We start from the raw sequence: 15,300 nt of genomic DNA, 5'->3' as shown, positions 1-15,300 counted from the left end.
AGGGGGTGGAGAGTGTCTGAGCCGGCCCTCGCGGCCCTCCCGGTGCAGCACGGCCCGGGGCGTTCGGTATGGAATGTCGATGCCACGATCCTGCTGGTCGAGGACGACGCCGGAGACGCCCTCCTCGTCGAGGAGATGCTCGCCGACAGCGAGCTGGACTCCGGACTCATCTGGCGCAAGTCACTGACCGAGGCGCTGGAGTTCCTGCGGACCCTCAGCACCCCGGTCTGCGTGCTGCTCGACCTGCATCTGCCCGATGTGCACGGGCTGCAGGCGGTCACCCAGATCGTGGAGAGGACGCCGGACGCCGCGATCGTCGTACTGACCGGACTTGCCGAAGCCGAGGCGGGCCTCACCGCCGTGGCCACCGGAGCGCAGGACTACCTCGTCAAGGGACGGCTCGACCCTCAGGCGCTGTCCCGCGCCGTTCGCTACGCCCTCCAGCGCAAGCAGGTCGAACGGGCCGCCGCCGCGCTGCGTGCCAACCGGCTGATGGCCCAGGAGAACGCGCGCCTGGAACGCGGGCTGCTACCCGTGCCGCTGCTGCGCGACGAGACTTTCGATGCTGTCGCCCGCTACGAGCCGGGCCGCGCGCACGGTCTGCTGAGCGGCGACTTCTACGACGTGGTGCAGACACCCGACGGCACCGTGCACGCCGTGATCGGCGATGTGTCGGGGCATGGCGCGGCGGAGGCCGCTCTCGGTGTGTGTCTGCGTGTGGCATGGCGTACGGCCGTGCTGTGCGACACCGACCCGCTGGAACAGATACGGCTCCTGGAAGCGATTCTGGTCGCCGAGCGTTCCGACCCGCATGTCTTCGCAACGGTGACCTCGCTCGTCTTTCCGCCCGACGCCGAGCACGTCAGGGTGGTGCGGGCCGGACACCCCGGGCTCCTGCTGCGGCGCGGCACGGAGGTCGAGTGGGTGGAGCCCGAGGGCGGTATGGCGCTGGGGCTGCTTCCCGGAACCGGCGAGTGGTCGACGACGGAACTCGTCCTCCCCCGCGACGGCGGGGTGGTGCTCTTCACCGACGGACTCTTCGAGGGGCGCACGGGTCCTGACTCCCGGCTCGGCGAAGAGGGGCTGCTCGCCATGGCGCGGAGCATCGGAGATCTTGCCGCCCGCCCCTTCGTCGACGCGCTGGTCGCCGGCGCCACCGAGGGCGCCTCGCCCTACGGCGGCCTTGCCGACGACGTCGCCGTACTGCATCTCGGCTGGAGAGATTCCCCCCATGAGTGACACAGCCACCGGACCGGCCTCGCGCAAGCGGTGGTTCTCACGCCTGTCGGTCCAGAACTGGGTGCACCTGATCCTGGCCGGCTTCGTGCTGGTCGTCTGCGGGTGCCTGGTGGTAGGAGGGCTCGTGCTGGCCCGAATATCCGACAGGACCACCGAGCTGGTGGACCGCATCCAGCCGGCCCGCTCCACCGCCTTCCAGCTGCAGAATGCCCTGCTCGATCAGGAGACCGGGGTCCGCGGGTACGCCCTCAGCGGCGACAAGACCTTCCTCGAACCGTACGAGGCCGGCAAGCGCGACGAGCAACAGCGGATCACCCGGGTGCGAGCGGTACTCGGTGACGAACAGCCGTTCAGCGATGATCTGGACCGGATCGCCAGGGCTTCCGCGCGCTGGCGCACCCTCCACGCGGAGCCGTTGATCGCCGCGGCCCGACAGGGTCCGGCGGCAGACTCCGCCACCAGGATCCTGGAGAGCAAGCAGGAATTCGACATCCTGCGCTCGCTGTACGGCACGCAGCAGCGGCATCTCGATGCCGCCCGGGACCGGGCCCGCGCCGAGCTCAATGACGCCCGGGTCATACGCGACCGGGCGATGATCGCCCTGGTGCTCGTCTTCGTGCTGTCCGTGGTCGCGCTCAGCATCTTGTTCAACCGTGTGGTGGCCCGCCCGCTGAGCGTCCTCGCCATCGGCTCGGGCAAGGTGCGGGCCGGTGCTTTCAGGCACCGTATAGAGGTGAACGGGCCGTCCGACGTGCGGGCGGTGGCGGCAGCCGTCGAGGACATGCGCAGCCGTCTGGTGCTGGAGCTCGAAGAGGCCCAGGAGCGTGAATCGCTGCTGGCCCAGCAGACCGACGAGCTCCGGCGCTCCAACTCCGAACTGGAGCAGTTCGCCTACGTCGCCTCGCACGACCTCCAGGAGCCGCTGCGCAAGGTGGCATCGTTCTGCCAGCTCCTGGAGAAGCGGTACGGCGAGGAGCTGGACGCGCGGGGCAAGCAGTACATCGACTTCGCGGTCGACGGAGCCAAGCGGATGCAGGTACTCATCAACGATCTGCTCACCTTCTCGCGGGTGGGCCGGGTCCACGACAGCTGGAACTCCGTGGACCTCGACCGCTCGATGGACCGTGCCGAGGCCAATCTCGCACTGTCCATCGAGGAGACCGGCACCACCGTCGTCCGGGAGAACCCGCTGCCGCAGGTGATCGGTGACCCGACGACGCTCACGATGGTCTGGCAGAACCTGATCGGGAACGCGGTGAAGTTCCGCAGGCCCGAGGTTCCCTGCGTGATCACGGTCAGCTGTGTCCGGGAGGAGGACGAATGGCGTTTCACCGTGCAGGACAACGGCATCGGCATCGCCCCGGAGTTCTCGGAGAAGGTGTTCGTCATCTTCCAGCGCCTGCACTCCCGCGAGGACTACGACGGCACGGGTATCGGACTCGCGCTCTGCCGCAAGATCATCGAATTCCACGGCGGCCGGATCTGGCTGGACCCCGAGTACCGCGAAGGCGCTCGCATCCACTTCTCGCTGCCGGTCAGCCCCGATGAGGCGGGCCCCACGGCCGCGGAGCCCGCCGCCCCCGCTCCTGGTCCCGATCCCTCCGGAGACGCAAAGTGAACACCCCGGTACAGCCCATCGAAGTCCTTCTCGTGGAGGACGACCCCGGCGACGAGCTCATGACCCGGGAGGCTTTCGCGGACAACAAGATCCGCAACACTCTCCATGTGGCGCGGGACGGCCAGGAGGCGCTGGACTTCCTCTACCGCCGCGGCGACCACAGCGACGCTCCACGCCCCGACCTGATCCTGCTCGACCTGAACCTGCCCCGGTACGACGGCCGACAGGTCCTCGAAAAGATCAAGAGCGACCCGGAGCTGGCGCTCATTCCGGTGGTCGTGCTCACGACGTCCTCCGCCGAGGAGGACATCCTGCGCAGCTATAAACTGCATGCCAACGCGTATGTCACCAAGCCGGTGGACCTGGATCAGTTCATCTCGGCCGTGCGCCAGATCGACGAGTTCTTCGTGACGGTGGTACGGCTGCCGGGCCGCTCCTGACCCCCCGCCGCCATGCCCAGGAGTGGGATCTCATGACACGGGTAGATGAACCGCGAAGAAAAGGTCACCGACCTCCCCCGCTGCGCCCTGGCTGGAGCTCATGAACCAACACGCCCTCTCCCCGCCGGACGCCCCGCACCCGGGTCACCGGCTCACTGAGGCACTCCACATCGCCGAAGTGTTCGGTGGTGAGCCGGGTTGCATCGCGCAGGCACGCGCGCTGGCCGATCATTTCCTGATGCGACTCACCAGCGAATGGCTGGCAGTGCTCGGCGAGCACACCCGTAACGACCTCATGCTGGCCGTGAGCGAGATGGTCACCAACGCCGACCGCTACAGCCACGGCCCCTACCTGCTGGAGCTGGAGGGCACCGCGCAGCGGATCAGCGTCACGGTCTACGACAGCAGCACGGCGCTTCCCGTCTTCTACTCCCCCGACCCGAGCCGCCTCGGCGGTCACGGCATGGAGATCGTCGTCGCCCTCTGCGACCGCCTGACTGCCGAACGCGTACCGGTGGGCAAGCGGATCCGGGCCGAGTTCGAGCTCAGCAGCTGACCCGGTGGCAGCCCGGCCCCGGTCCTGCGGAGACCCTCGGGCCGTGTCCCGGGGAAGAGTCCCTCACTGCCTGCCGAACCAGTCGATGCACATGACGAGAGCGTCGTCGAGCGTCTCCGCGCCCCGGTAGTCGGCCAGCTCACGCAGGACGGCGCGCGGCACGGTGGCGGCCGGCAGCAGCCTGGTCGCCAGGATCGCGCGGGCCAGGGCCCGTTCCCCGTACGCCTCCCCCAGTGGCGACACCGCCTCGTAGACACCGTCGCTGACCAGCAGCAGCCGGTCCCCGGGCACTACCTGGAACTCCTGGACGGAGTACTGGGACTCCTCGAACATGCCGAGCGGAAGCTCCGCCTCCAAGCCGATGCGGGCCACCGTCCTGCCGCGCAGCCGCCACAGCTGGGGAGAGCCGGCGTCGACGGCGCCCACCCGGCCGGTGGCCAGGTCGAAGTGGAGCAGCAGGGTGGAGACGTGGGCACTGCCGCGGTACAGCCCGTAGATCGCCTGGTCCGCGAGGGACGCCTGGTCGACGATACCGATCCCGGCACGTCTGGCGTTGCGCAGCGCGTTCACGGCGAGGTTGGTGAGCAGGGACGCCTGGATGCCCTCGCCCATGCCGTTGGTGACGGCGACCGTCAGCTCGCCGGCATCGGCGGACCAGTCGAAGTTGTCGCCGTGGATGGCGTAGGCGGGTTCCAGCTGGGCGCCGATGGCGTACTCCGCCGCGGTGCAGGCCCGCGCGGGAAGGAGCTGCCACTGCATTTCGGCGGCGAGCGTGAGCCTGCTGACCCGGCGCGCCCGCTGGTAGAGGTCGGTGTCCCGTTCCGCGACCAGGATCTCGTGGCCGAGGAGGTCGGCCACGTGGGTCAGCTCGTCCACCGTGCCCGGGGTGGAGCTCTCGGCGGGCAGGCGCACGGTGAGGATGCCGAGCCGTTCTCCGCGCACCGTCACCGGGAGGTGATGGTCGAGTGAGTCGTCGTGCCGGAGGGGCTGTTCGCGCGGTTCCTGGCTGCCGAAGGCCCGGCCCTCCGGGCTGTTGTGCATCGACAGGGAGTCGCCGGGGTCGTCGGCGGGGTCGACGGGCTTGAGCACGGTCATGCCGTAGTCCGCCAGCAGGAGCTGGACGCGGAGCGCGCCGTACTCCCTGCGCAGTGCCTCGCGGACCGTCTCCACCAGGGCGTACGGCGCCGCCGCCCGCACCGCTCTTTCGATCTCCTGGCGGGCGTTCACGGTCTCCCGGGCTTTCTTCGGGCGGCGACGGGGCCGGTTCCGGGCTGACAGACGGGTGTGCGGAGTGAAAGAGTGGATGGATGCCCCGTACCACCGGTCACCCGCGCCCCCTGGAGCAGGTGTCCGCGGATGTCTGTTCCGCCTCCGAGCTGCTGGAGGTGTTGTGGTCGCGGGGGCAGGAGGCCGCGACTCCGGTCGCGTTCTCGCCGTCCCAGCTGCGGGCGCTGCTCGTGATCGAGCAGCAGGAGGGCAGCAATCTCCGGTCGCTCGGTGAGGCGCTCGGTTCGCGCGCACCCTCGGTGAGCCGGCTCTGTGACCGCCTGGAGGCCATGGGCATGGTCCGGCGGGAGCCCAGTGCCACCAGCCGCCGGGAGGTCGAGCTCCGGCTGACCCAGCGGGGCCGCACTCTGCTGGAGGAGTACCGGGCGATCCGCACCCGGGAGTTCGCCGCGGTGCTGGGAAGCATGCCGCAGGCCGCGGTGGCGGCCCTCGCGGAAGGGCTGGCCGCGTTCAACACGGCCGCCGGCGAGCGGATCGGGGCGGACGGCGGTCCGGGAACCCGGCTGCGCGACGATGTCGCGGAGAGCGCCTAGCTTCATCCGGCCCCTGTCCTGCGCGTGAGTGAGCCGGACCCGACGTGGGTACGGTCGTTGTTGATCAACTGGAAATAGATTGTTACCCACGGAGAATGTTGTCAAGCGACAACTGTTCCTTCTATCGTTCGGCAGGTACCCCACGCCGCGAGCCGGGACGGATCGCGACCGAGCCGTCCGCCCGCGGCGGCCGTTCCCGTCCACCCAGTGCATCCTGAGGTGCCTTCCGTGCTTCCACCGCCCAGCGAAGACAAGGCCATGCGAATCGTCCCACGCCAGGAGCGGGGAGCGCTGATACTCGCCTTGTCGGGTGAGTTCGACATCGACAACGTCGGCCTTCTCGGCACTGCGCTGGAGAACGCGGCGCGGGAGGGACTGGCCCCGGTCGTCGTCGAGCTCTCCGCCGTGTCGTTCGCGGACTCCACGACGGTGAACATGCTGCTCCACGGGCAGTCCCTGCTGGGCCCCCGGATGCGGCTGGCCGCGCCGTCGCCGTTCATGGAGCGGCTCATCCGCGTGCTCGGGCTGGACAGCGCGGTGCCGGTCTTCGCCACCGTGGCGGAGGCCATCGACCCGGCGTTGCCGGCCTGACCCCCGGCAAGCGCGGACGCCCGCCCCCTGGTGAACCGAGGGGGCGGGCGTCCGGGTTTTCGGCGGAGCGGGGCTCAGCCGAGAGCGGGCGGAGCGTCCTCCGGCGAGGTGCCCCATGCCGACGGGCTGCTGCCCACCGTGAAGGAGAGCGAACGGGCCGAGCGGATGTCGTCGGTGGTGAGGTACGTGCGCGCCTGCGCCGCACCGTCGATCCGCGCCGACTGGATGTAACGGTCGCTTTCCGAGGCTCCGGGCGCGCTCACCGTGAACGCGCCGTGCGGGTAGTAGCGCCGGTCGAGCTTGATGTCGACACGTTCGAAGGCCGGCGTGGACAGGCCCCAGGTGTCGGTGCCGGGCTGGACCGGGAAGACGCCGATGGAGGAGAGCACCATCCAGGCGGACATCGTGCCGAGGTCGTCATTGCCCGTCATGCCCGTCGGGGCGTCGGTGAAGAGCGTCAGCGCCGCGTGCACCACGTCGGTGGTCTTCCACGGCTGCCCGGTGGAGAGATAGGTGTACGGGGCGATGAGGTCGGGCTCGTTCTGCGGGTTGTACTTGTCCGCGTTGTAGTACGCGTACGGGCCGTTGACCCAGACCTCACGGGCGGTCTTCGCGGGATCGGCGAGCAGCTTGTCGTACGCGAAGAAGGAGTCGAGCCGCTGGTTGGCGGCGTCCTTGCCACCGATCAGGCCGACCATGCCCGGCAGGTCCTGCGGTACGAGCCACTGGTACTGCCAGGACGTGCCCTCGTGGAAGCCCTCGCTCTGCGCCGGGTCGGCAGGTCCGGTGAAGGCGCCGGAGGCGTCACGGGCACGGAAGAAGCCGGTCGACGGGTCGAAGATCTTCCGGTAGTTCTGGGCGCGGTCCTCGTAGCGCTTCGCGTCGGCCTTGTGGCCCAGGTCGTGGGCCATCTCGCCGAGCATGGCGTCGGAGAGCGCGTACTCCAGGGTGGCCGAGGCGCCGTGGTCGAAGTCCGAGTCCCCGGGCTTGGCGTGCTGACGGTCCTTGATGTACGGGGCGAAGCCGTCCTTCAGATACTGGACGTTGGCTTCGCGGCCGACCGGTGCGGAGTCGGCGGGCGGGACGCCGTCGGCGTTCTTCTTCAGTGCGCGGTACGCCTCCTCCTCGTACCCCTTCAGCAGCCCCTGCTGGTAGGCGTTGGTGAGGAACGGGGTGACCGGGTCGCCGGTCATGATGTTCGTCTCGACCGTGCCGTAGCCCCACTTGGGCAGCCAGCCGCTCTCGGCGTCGATCCGCAGGACGGAGATCGCCATGTCACGCGACTCGCGCGGGGCGAGCAGCGAGAGGAGCTGGGCCTGGGTGCGGTAGGTGTCCCAGAGGGACCAGTTCTGGTAGTAGGTGAAGCCCTTGGCGCGGTGGGTCTTCTGGTCCCAGCCGGTGTAGCGGCCGTCCACGTCGCTGCCGATGTTGGGGGCGAGGAACGAACGGTAGAGCGACGAGTAGAAGGTCCGGCGCAGTTCGTCGCTGCCGCCCTTGGCCTTCACACCTTCCAGCCGGTCCTCCCAGGACTGCTGGGCGGCGTGCTCGACCCGGTCGAAGCTCCGGCCGCCCTCGGCACGGAGGTTGAGCGCGGCGCCCTCGGCGTCGACGTAGCTCAGCGCGGTGGTGGCTTCGACGGTGCGGTCCTTGGTGGTGTCGAAGCGCAGCCAGGCACCGTTGCGGGCGTCGGTGGCCGAGGACTTCTTGGAGCCCTCGGCGACGGTGTCGCCGTTCCAGGTGCCGGAGGTGGTGAACGGACGGTCGAAATGGGTGATCGTGTAGACGGTGTACGGCTTGGTGTCCTGGCAGAAGCCGCTGCCGGTGATCGCGGTCCGTACGGTGCGGTTGTCGAGGATCTCCACCGTGGACGAGAGCGTCCGGTGCAGCGACTGGCCCGCGTTGAGCAGGACGTTGGCCTTGTCGGTGGCCGGGAAGGTGTAACGCTGCACACCGGTGCGCTCGGTCGCGGTCAGCTCGGCGTCGATCCCGGTCTTCAGCCCGACCTTGTAGTAGCCCGGGCTCGCCTTCTCGTCGTCGTGACTGAACTCCGCCGCGTACTTGGCGTAGTCGGTCTGGGTGACGTCACCGGTGGTGGGCAGTGTGGGCAGGTCGCCGCCGAGACCGCAGCCGACACCGGAGAGATGGACGGCGGAGAAGCCGCGTATGTGGTTCTCGGCGTAGTCGTAGCCGGTGTTGTGACCGGTGTCCGGGGAGAGCTGCACCATGCCGAACGGCACGGACGCGCCGGGGTATGTGTTGCCCTCGTTCTGGGTCCCGATGAACGAGTTGACCAGATCGGTCAGTTGTCCGTCGGCACGGGGCGCGGCCTGGGCCGTGGCCCCGGTGGTGAGGACACCTCCGAGAAGCGCGACAGCGGCGAGTGCGGCCGCCGGGCCGCGGAGTCTCGGCCGTGGGGTCCGGTACATGGGTGTACTCCTCCTAGGACAACGTTGTCAGAGCGCGATCATTCTTGGTTCCCCGGTGATCGACGTCAAGGGTTGGGACACGAACACTCCGGCCCGCCCGGGGAGGGGCGGGCCGGAGTGCTGTCAGCGGTCAGGCCGACGGGCACCCCGCGACAACGGGGTTGGACGCATCGCGGACGAGCGCGTCCTGCGCCGCCTCGACCCGCTTGACGTCGGGCTTGACGATCCGCCGGTCGTAGGTGAGGAGTCCGTTCAACTCGCCCTCCACGTCGGAGATCTGGGTGTAGACGGCGCCGTTGCTGCCCTTGCAGGCGAGCGCCCGCACCTCGTCGAGTTTGGCGAGGTAGTCATCGGTGTAGGTCGACTGGTCGACCGCGATGTACGACTGCTGCACGGCCCAGGCGTGGCCCGGTACCGCCAGGCCGAGACCGCCGTACTCGCCGCTGACCAGGGCGCGTTGCCCGTCCGGTGTAGGCAGGGCCGGGCTCGGATAGCCGTGCTCGTCGATGATGTCCCCGGTGCCTCCGTCGACGCCCAGGTTGATGCCCGACATGCTGTTGACCAGCCGGGTCGGGTCCCAGGACTTCGCCTGGTCGGCGATACGGGCCTCGTCGTACTGGCCCCAGCCTTCGTTGAACGTGACCCACATGACGACGGACGGGTGGTTGTAGTGCTCGTCGATCATCTCCTTCATCTCGTGCTCGTACTCGGCGCGGGCGGCGGCGGACGGGTTGACGGTGTTCATCGCCGGCATGTCCTGCCAGACCAGCAGGCCCAGTTTGTCCGCCCAGTAGAACCAGCGGTCGGGCTCCACCTTGATGTGCTTGCGCACGGAGTTGAACCCCATGGCCTTGTGCATCCTCAGGTCGGACGCGAGTGCCTCGTCGGTGGGCGCGGTGTGCAGCCCGTCGGGCCAGAAGCCCTGGTCGAGGGTGGCCATCATGAAGACCGGCTTGCCGTTGAGAACGGTGCGCGGGGTGCCGTTCACCTTCTCCACGGCGATGGACCGCATACCGAAGTAGCTGCCGACCCGGTCGGAGCCGACGGAGACCTTCAGCTGGTAGAGGTGCGGGTCGTTCGCGGACCACAGGTGCGGGTGCGGAACACGCAGGTTCAGCGCCGAACCGGTGCGGCCGCTCACGGTGCCGACCTTGCGCTTCCCGTCGTACGCGGTCGCCGTGACCGGCACGCCGTCACGCACCCCGCGCACCTCGACGGCGACCTTCTCGCCCTGGACGTCGGGGGTGAGCTTCAGCGAGTCGACGTGATCGGCGGCGACCGGCTCCATCCACACGGTCTGCCAGATGCCGGACGACGGCGTGTACCAGATGCCGCTGGGGTCGAGGCGCTGCTTGCCCATCGGCGGGTTCTCGCCGTCGGCTGCGTCGGTCGGGTCGTAGACGCCGACGATCAGCTCCTGGGTCCGCCCCGGCTTCAGCGCATCGGTGATGTCGGCGCCGAACTTGTCGTAGCCACCCTTGTGTTCGGCGACCTTGTGCCCGTTGACGTACACCTCGGACTGCCAGTCGACGGCTCCGAAGTTCAGCTGCAGACGTTTGCCGTCGCCGACCTTCCACCCCTGGGGAACGGTGAAGGTACGGCGGTACCACATCCGGTCCTCGTGCCGTTCGACGCCGGAGAGCTGCGACTCCACCGGATACGGAACGAGGATCTTCTCTCCGAGCTTCCTGCCGACCGGGGGCTGCTCCCCGGCCTTCGCCGCGGCGAACTCCCAGGAGCCGTTGAGGTTCTGCCAGTTGTCACGGGTGAGCTGTGGTCGCGGGTACTCGGGCAGCGCGTTGTGCGGTCCGACCTCGTCTGCCCATTTCGTACGCAGCTCGTACGTGGAGCGGTTGGGCCCGCTGGACCAGAAAGCTCCGACGGCCTTGCCGTCCTGGCCGGCCAGCCCGCCCTGACCGTCGTAACGGACATCGGCCAGTCCGTTGGCGTCGCCGGCCTTGTTCCCGACGACCGGTTCCTTGAGCGCGACGGTGAGGCTGCGCGGATCGGCGGGATCGGCCTTGATGGCCCCGAGCGGCCACGTCGCACCGCCGATGACGGCATCGAGATGGTTGGTGAGTCCGTCGGGCAAGGCCGCGAGCTTCTGGGCGAAGTCGAGCTTGAGAGTGCGGCCGTCGGCGAGGACGGTGGCACCGATGGCCCCGTCGTAGGCGAAGTCGTCCGGCAACCGGAAGGCGGACTGCGGCACGGGTTCCTTGGTGCCGCCGGGTTCGGTCCACTTGAGGTGCAGGTTGGACCCGCCGAAGTGTTCGAAGTACTCGACCTTGATGTCGTAGGCCTTGCCCGCGGTCAGCTCGACCGGCTGCGAGGTCTGTTCCTTCTCCCAGTCGTCGACCCAGTGATCGATGACGGGCTTTCCGTCGATCCAGAGACGGAACCCGTTGTCCCCGATCATCGAGAAGACATGGGAACCGGTCTTCTCCGGCACGATCTTCCCGGTCCACCGGATGCTGGCGTCGTCGGCCTGTCCGGTGGCCGAGCTCAGGCGCGACTCGAGAGTGGGGAAGTCGATGTCCGGGTCGAATCCGGTGGCCTTGAGCTGCCCGAAGTCGAAGGCGCCGGGGGCGGACTGGGTGTAGTACTCGCCCTTCAGGCCGTGCACTTCGGCGGAGCTGCCGGGGTCCGGGGCTGCGGACGCGGCAGGCACACCGGACAGCCCGGCGGTACCGAGTGCGGCGGCGAGGAGCAGGACGAGTTTCTTTCTGATGCGCACGGATCCTCCTTGGTGAGGAAGGGTGGCGGCTCGTTGCAACAGGATGTACAACGTTGGAAGGAATGACAGTTGGCATGACAGCACGACTCCCGTTCCACTGTCCAGGTGCATGACAATCCGAAGGAGAGGGCCGGAGGGAGGCCTCGGAACGCCAGCGACGGACCGGCCGGCAGGACGGCCGCTCCGCGTCTTGGTCTGCGCATTCCTGGCCGCCCCCACCCCGTCGCCCCCGGGCTGACGCAGACGCCGCCCGCACGGCCCGGCCCCGCTCCGGCCGGCGCCGCGGCCGACGCCGCCGAGCGGAAGCTGCGTCGCGCTCCTCGTCGCAGGACTACGCCGACCGTGCTGACCGTGGCGGGTTTCTGGCGTATCCGGGTCATGCCCCCTCATGGCGAGAGCGAAGGAGCGGAAGCGCCCGGCCGGTGGTCGAAGACGCAGTCCCCGCAGAGGCCGGCGCCCGGGCACCGGTAGTAGAGGCAGCAGCTGTTCCTGCGGAATGCAGGGGTGTGCGGGGTCCCGGTGGTCCGCAGGTCCGGGTGGTCGAAGAGTTCGGCGGCCAGGGTTCGGGCCCGGTGTGCTGCGTCGGGGCGGTGGTGGGCGCGGGCCCAGGTGATCAGCTCGCGCAGCGCTCCGGCCAGGGCCGAACCCGCATTGCCCCACAGCAGCCGGGGTGCGACGTGTCCGTCCCGCCGGATCGCCTCCGCGAGCGGTACGAGGTGGCCGTACTGGACGCACTCGCGGATACGGTCCGCGGTGCCCGGCAGCGTGTCCGCGGAGTCGAGCCACAGGTCGTCCGGCGCGGGGTGCTGCGGATCCCAGTGGAGTGCGGCGGGGGAGAGATCCGGGAAGCGACCGGAGAGGACGGCCGGTCCCAGGGCGGTCGACCAGAGGCGGGCGGCCAGCCCCAGGTGCGCGACGGACGCGGCGACCCTGCGCTCGGGGGTACGGAGCCGGGTGGCAACGGTGTCGATGCGGGCCGTGAGCGGTGCCGTCTCCCCTGCGTACAGGAGGGCGAGCGGACGGTGCGCGCCGCCGGGCACCGGTGTTCTGCGCAGGGCGAAGAATCCACCCACCGACGCCGCCCCGACCTGCTCCATGCGCTGCTCCTTCACGGGCTCTCCCAGTCACTCGTAGTGACGAAGTGGCCACCCCTGGGGGCCGCGTCCCACCGTTCACCGTAGCCGTGGAGATGATCGTCCTGAGTCTCGGCAGGGAGAGGACTACCGTCGGGAGGAGGACACAAAAACCACTCCCCTACTACCAAAGCAGTACGTCGGAACGCCATCTCAGGGACGACGACTCGACGGCTCCGAAGGGCCATCGTGGTGTACATGAGCTTCCTTGCGCTGTCCGTGCTGCTGTCGCTGATCTCCGCGGTCGCCTATGCGGCCGGGGCGATCGTCCAGGAGCGCGTCGCCACGGCCGGAGACGGCCGTTCGTTCGCCCCTCTGCGCAACCGCGTCTGGTGGGTGGCGGTGGCGTTGAACGGTGTGGGTGCAGTGCTGCACGTGGCGGCGCTGGCGTACGGCCCGCTCAGCCTGGTGCAGCCGCTCGGCGCGCTGACGATCGTCTTCGCCCTGCCGATGGCGGCGCTCTTCGCACGCCGCCGGGCCAGGGCGACCGCCTGGCGTGGCGCGATCATGGCGACCGTCGGTCTGGCGGGTCTGCTCGCCCTGACCGGCAACGAGGAGTCGCACACCCTGGGCGGCCCGGAGCAGCTGATGCTCGCGACCGTGACGTTCGGTGGCGTGGCGCTGCTCGTGCTGATCGCGAAGGGCATGCGGCCACCGGTGGTGCGGAGTGTGGTCCTGGCCGCGGCCGCCGGTGTCGCCTTCGGTATCGCGTCGGTCTTCACGAAGACGGTGGCGATGCAGTGGGCGTCCGGTTCGGTCGGCGCGGGGCTGCCCACGCTTGTGGTCATAGCGGCTCTGGCGTCGGCCGGGCTGCTGCTGTCGCAGTCCGCGTACCGGGGCGCCGGCCTGACCGCACCGCTGGCGACCGTGACCGTGGTGAACCCGGTGATCGCCTCGGCAGTCGGCATCACGTTGTTCGGTGAGCAGTTCCAGCACGGCACGGCGGGCGCGTTCCTGGCACTTGCCTGCGGTGTGGTTGCCGCGGGCGGGCTGATCATGCTGATGACGGAACGGCTGGGCGCGGAACAGCGTGAAGGACAGCAGGCGCTCCCGGCCGGTCCGGATCTCCCGGCGGTTGCCGCGAAGGGCGCCGGGGGCGCTGCGGAGGCCGAGCCCGCGCTGGTCGTTTCTCCGGAACTTGGAAGGGCCACGATCGTGGCCGTCGGAGCGGCCCCGCCCACCGGTGCCGCAGAAACACTTCCGGCGCCGCTCCCGCTGGCTGTCACGGTGCCGCTGGAGCGGCGGCGGGTGGGACAGGTCGACTTCGGCTCCGCACGGCAGCCGCGCACCGGTTCGGGACGACGAGGTGCGTTGTCCGCCGAGAACGGTGAGGCGGGCGGTCCCCCGCAGCTGCATCGGACCGTTCAGACGTTGACGCCGCCCGCCCGGAGGTAGGACAGCGGATCGAGGTCGGAGCCGTAGCCGGGCCCCGTACGGATCTCGAAGTGCAGATGCGGTCCGGTGGCATTGCCCGTGGAACCTGATCGGGCGATGCGCCGGCCGCCGCTGACATGCTGGCCCTCGCGCACCAGCAGTGCGGACAGGTGCGCGTACTGGCTGTACTTGCCGTCGCTGTGCCGGATGACGATCTCGTAGCCGTACGCCCCCGCCCAGCCAGCCGAAACGACCGTGCCGGGGGCCACCGCCTTGACGGAGGTGCCGGTGGGGACGGGGAAGTCGACGCCCGTGTGGTAGCCGCTCGACCAGGAACCGGCCTGGTGGTACGCGGTGCCGACACGGGTCGCCGACACCGGCGCGACGAGCCCGGAGTCCCTCTCCCGCTCGGTCTTCTTCGGCTGCGCCTTCGCGACCTGGTGCGGACTCGTCGACCGGTGACTCGGCTTCGCGGGCTGGTGCGGATGGGTCTTCTGCTTCGGCTCGGCCGACCGGCTCGGCTTCGCGGCGGGCCTGGTTCCGCTCTTCGGGCCGGCCTGCGGGGTGTCAGCCACGTCCAGGGTGAGCCGCTGGCCCGGGAAGATCAGATCAGGGTCGTCGCCGACGACCTTCCGGTTCGCCGTGTAAAGGTGCTGCCAGCCGCCCTGCACATGCTCGGTCGCCGCGATCCCGGAGAGGGAGTCGCCGCGCGCGACGGTGTACGAGTCGCGCTTGCCGGGCACCGTGGTCGGGGTGGCGGGCGCGGACGTCTTCTTCGTCTTCGGGTTCGCCTTCTCGGGCGTGGAGGTCGTTACCGACGAGGCATCGACGGGACCGCCGGCCCGTTCCGACTGAGGCGTGATGTCGGGGGATCCGCCGCCCCGCTTCAGCCCCGCTCTTACGGAGCAGGTCGGCCAGGCACCCGGGCCCTGTGTCTCCAGCACCTTCTCCGCGACGGTTATCTGCTGTTCCCTGGTGGCCAGATCGGCGCGTGGGGCATAGACCGTGCCGCCGTATGCGGCCCAGGTCGACCGGGTGAACTGCAGCCCGCCGAAGTAGCCGTTGCCCGAGTTGATGTGCCAGTTGCTGGTCGACTCGCAGGCGGCGACCTTGTCCCAGACCCCGGTCGATGCGGCGCCCGCCGAGGCGACGGTGACGAGAGGGAGCGCGATGCCCGCGCCGCCCACCGTGACCGTGAGCGAGGCGCGGTTGATGCGGCTCGGCTGGTATCTGCGGTGTCGTCCGTTCGCGGCCATGACTTGGCTCCCCCACTGGCTGTAGGACACGTCGCAAACGGTCAACTTATGGGCAGACAAAGGGTGATGACAAGGCAGTGGCCGAGACCCGCCGGTCATGGCCGGATCGGGGA

General features: G+C 69.5%; 12 protein-coding genes. 7 read left to right on the top strand and 5 right to left on the bottom strand.

Translation table 11 applies throughout. The features are described from left to right. The first annotated feature begins 12 nt into the window (after window positions 1-12). The 4 genes from ACIA8E_RS12325 (at window position 13) to ACIA8E_RS12310 (ending at window position 3,853) form a co-directional block, all read left to right on the top strand. A complete protein-coding gene (locus tag ACIA8E_RS12325) occupies window positions 13-1,239 on the top strand; it encodes a PP2C family protein-serine/threonine phosphatase (RefSeq protein WP_399297153.1) in 1,227 nt (408 codons plus the stop codon). Further along, window positions 1,232-2,857, top strand: coding sequence for an ATP-binding protein (locus ACIA8E_RS12320; RefSeq protein WP_399297151.1), 1,626 nt, complete (start codon window positions 1,232-1,234; stop codon window positions 2,855-2,857). The genes ACIA8E_RS12325 and ACIA8E_RS12320 overlap by 8 nt, the downstream gene beginning before the upstream one ends. Next, window positions 2,854-3,297 (top strand): response regulator, encoded by a 444-nt coding sequence (locus ACIA8E_RS12315; RefSeq protein ID WP_399297149.1) that lies wholly within the window; start codon window positions 2,854-2,856, stop codon window positions 3,295-3,297. The genes ACIA8E_RS12320 and ACIA8E_RS12315 overlap by 4 nt, the downstream gene beginning before the upstream one ends. Window positions 3,298-3,397: 100 nt before the next feature. Then, entirely contained in the window at window positions 3,398-3,853 is a 456-nt protein-coding gene (locus ACIA8E_RS12310) for an ATP-binding protein (protein WP_399297147.1), read from the top strand. A 63-nt stretch (window positions 3,854-3,916) separates the two neighbouring features. On the opposite strand, the gene ACIA8E_RS12305 is transcribed toward ACIA8E_RS12310, so the two are convergent. Then, window positions 3,917-5,080, bottom strand: coding sequence for a PP2C family protein-serine/threonine phosphatase (locus ACIA8E_RS12305; protein ID WP_399297145.1), 1,164 nt, complete (start codon window positions 5,078-5,080; stop codon window positions 3,917-3,919). Window positions 5,081-5,160: 80 nt separating this feature from the next. On the opposite strand from ACIA8E_RS12305, the gene ACIA8E_RS12300 reads away from it, so the two are divergent. Both ACIA8E_RS12300 and ACIA8E_RS12295 read left to right on the top strand, forming a co-directional pair. Continuing rightward, window positions 5,161-5,673 (top strand): MarR family winged helix-turn-helix transcriptional regulator, encoded by a 513-nt coding sequence (locus ACIA8E_RS12300; RefSeq protein WP_399297143.1) that lies wholly within the window; start codon window positions 5,161-5,163, stop codon window positions 5,671-5,673. Between the two features lie 258 nt (window positions 5,674-5,931). Then, complete coding sequence (locus ACIA8E_RS12295) at window positions 5,932-6,264, top strand: STAS domain-containing protein (RefSeq protein WP_399297142.1); 333 nt, start codon at window positions 5,932-5,934, stop codon at window positions 6,262-6,264. Between the two features lie 74 nt (window positions 6,265-6,338). Here the strand turns inward: ACIA8E_RS12295 and ACIA8E_RS12290 are convergent, their stop codons facing one another. The 3 genes from ACIA8E_RS12290 to ACIA8E_RS12280 all read right to left on the bottom strand — a co-directional run bounded on the left by ACIA8E_RS12290 (window position 6,339) and on the right by ACIA8E_RS12280 (window position 12,521). Further along, entirely contained in the window at window positions 6,339-8,690 is a 2,352-nt protein-coding gene (locus tag ACIA8E_RS12290) for a GH92 family glycosyl hydrolase (protein WP_399297140.1), read from the bottom strand. A gap of 130 nt (window positions 8,691-8,820) precedes the next feature. Then, window positions 8,821-11,424: a PA14 domain-containing protein gene (locus tag ACIA8E_RS12285; RefSeq protein ID WP_399297138.1), complete on the bottom strand. Its 2,604-nt coding sequence runs from the start codon at window positions 11,422-11,424 to the stop codon at window positions 8,821-8,823. 386 nt (window positions 11,425-11,810) lie between these two features. Continuing rightward, complete coding sequence (locus ACIA8E_RS12280) at window positions 11,811-12,521, bottom strand: (2Fe-2S)-binding protein (RefSeq protein ID WP_399297136.1); 711 nt, start codon at window positions 12,519-12,521, stop codon at window positions 11,811-11,813. A gap of 225 nt (window positions 12,522-12,746) precedes the next feature. On the opposite strand from ACIA8E_RS12280, the gene ACIA8E_RS12275 reads away from it, so the two are divergent. Beyond that, complete coding sequence (locus ACIA8E_RS12275) at window positions 12,747-13,952, top strand: DMT family transporter (RefSeq protein WP_399297134.1); 1,206 nt, start codon at window positions 12,747-12,749, stop codon at window positions 13,950-13,952. Here ACIA8E_RS12275 and ACIA8E_RS12270 read toward each other — a convergent pair. After that, window positions 13,922-15,187, bottom strand: a complete 1,266-nt coding sequence (locus tag ACIA8E_RS12270; protein ID WP_399297133.1) for a transglycosylase family protein — start codon at window positions 15,185-15,187, stop codon at window positions 13,922-13,924. The genes ACIA8E_RS12275 and ACIA8E_RS12270 overlap by 31 nt on opposite strands. Between the last annotated feature and the right edge of the window lie 113 nt (window positions 15,188-15,300).

Origin of the sequence: Streptomyces sp. NPDC051664 (assembly GCF_044453545.1) — a bacterium.
GTDB lineage: Bacteria > Actinomycetota > Actinomycetes > Streptomycetales > Streptomycetaceae > Streptomyces.
Note: the sequence above shows the minus strand (reverse complement) of the source record. Positions and strands in the feature narration are given on the sequence as shown.

Coding starts and splice junctions, on each gene's coding strand:
- ACIA8E_RS12320 (WP_399297151.1), top strand. CDS start 1,232: ATGAGTGACACAGCCACCGGACCGGCCTCGCGCAAGCGGTGGTTCTCA.
- ACIA8E_RS12310 (WP_399297147.1), top strand. CDS start 3,398: ATGAACCAACACGCCCTCTCCCCGCCGGACGCCCCGCACCCGGGTCAC.
- ACIA8E_RS12300 (WP_399297143.1), top strand. CDS start 5,161: ATGCCCCGTACCACCGGTCACCCGCGCCCCCTGGAGCAGGTGTCCGCG.
- ACIA8E_RS12295 (WP_399297142.1), top strand. CDS start 5,932: ATGCGAATCGTCCCACGCCAGGAGCGGGGAGCGCTGATACTCGCCTTG.
- ACIA8E_RS12290 (WP_399297140.1), bottom strand. CDS start 8,690: ATGTACCGGACCCCACGGCCGAGACTCCGCGGCCCGGCGGCCGCACTC.
- ACIA8E_RS12280 (WP_399297136.1), bottom strand. CDS start 12,521: ATGGAGCAGGTCGGGGCGGCGTCGGTGGGTGGATTCTTCGCCCTGCGC.
- ACIA8E_RS12270 (WP_399297133.1), bottom strand. CDS start 15,187: ATGGCCGCGAACGGACGACACCGCAGATACCAGCCGAGCCGCATCAAC.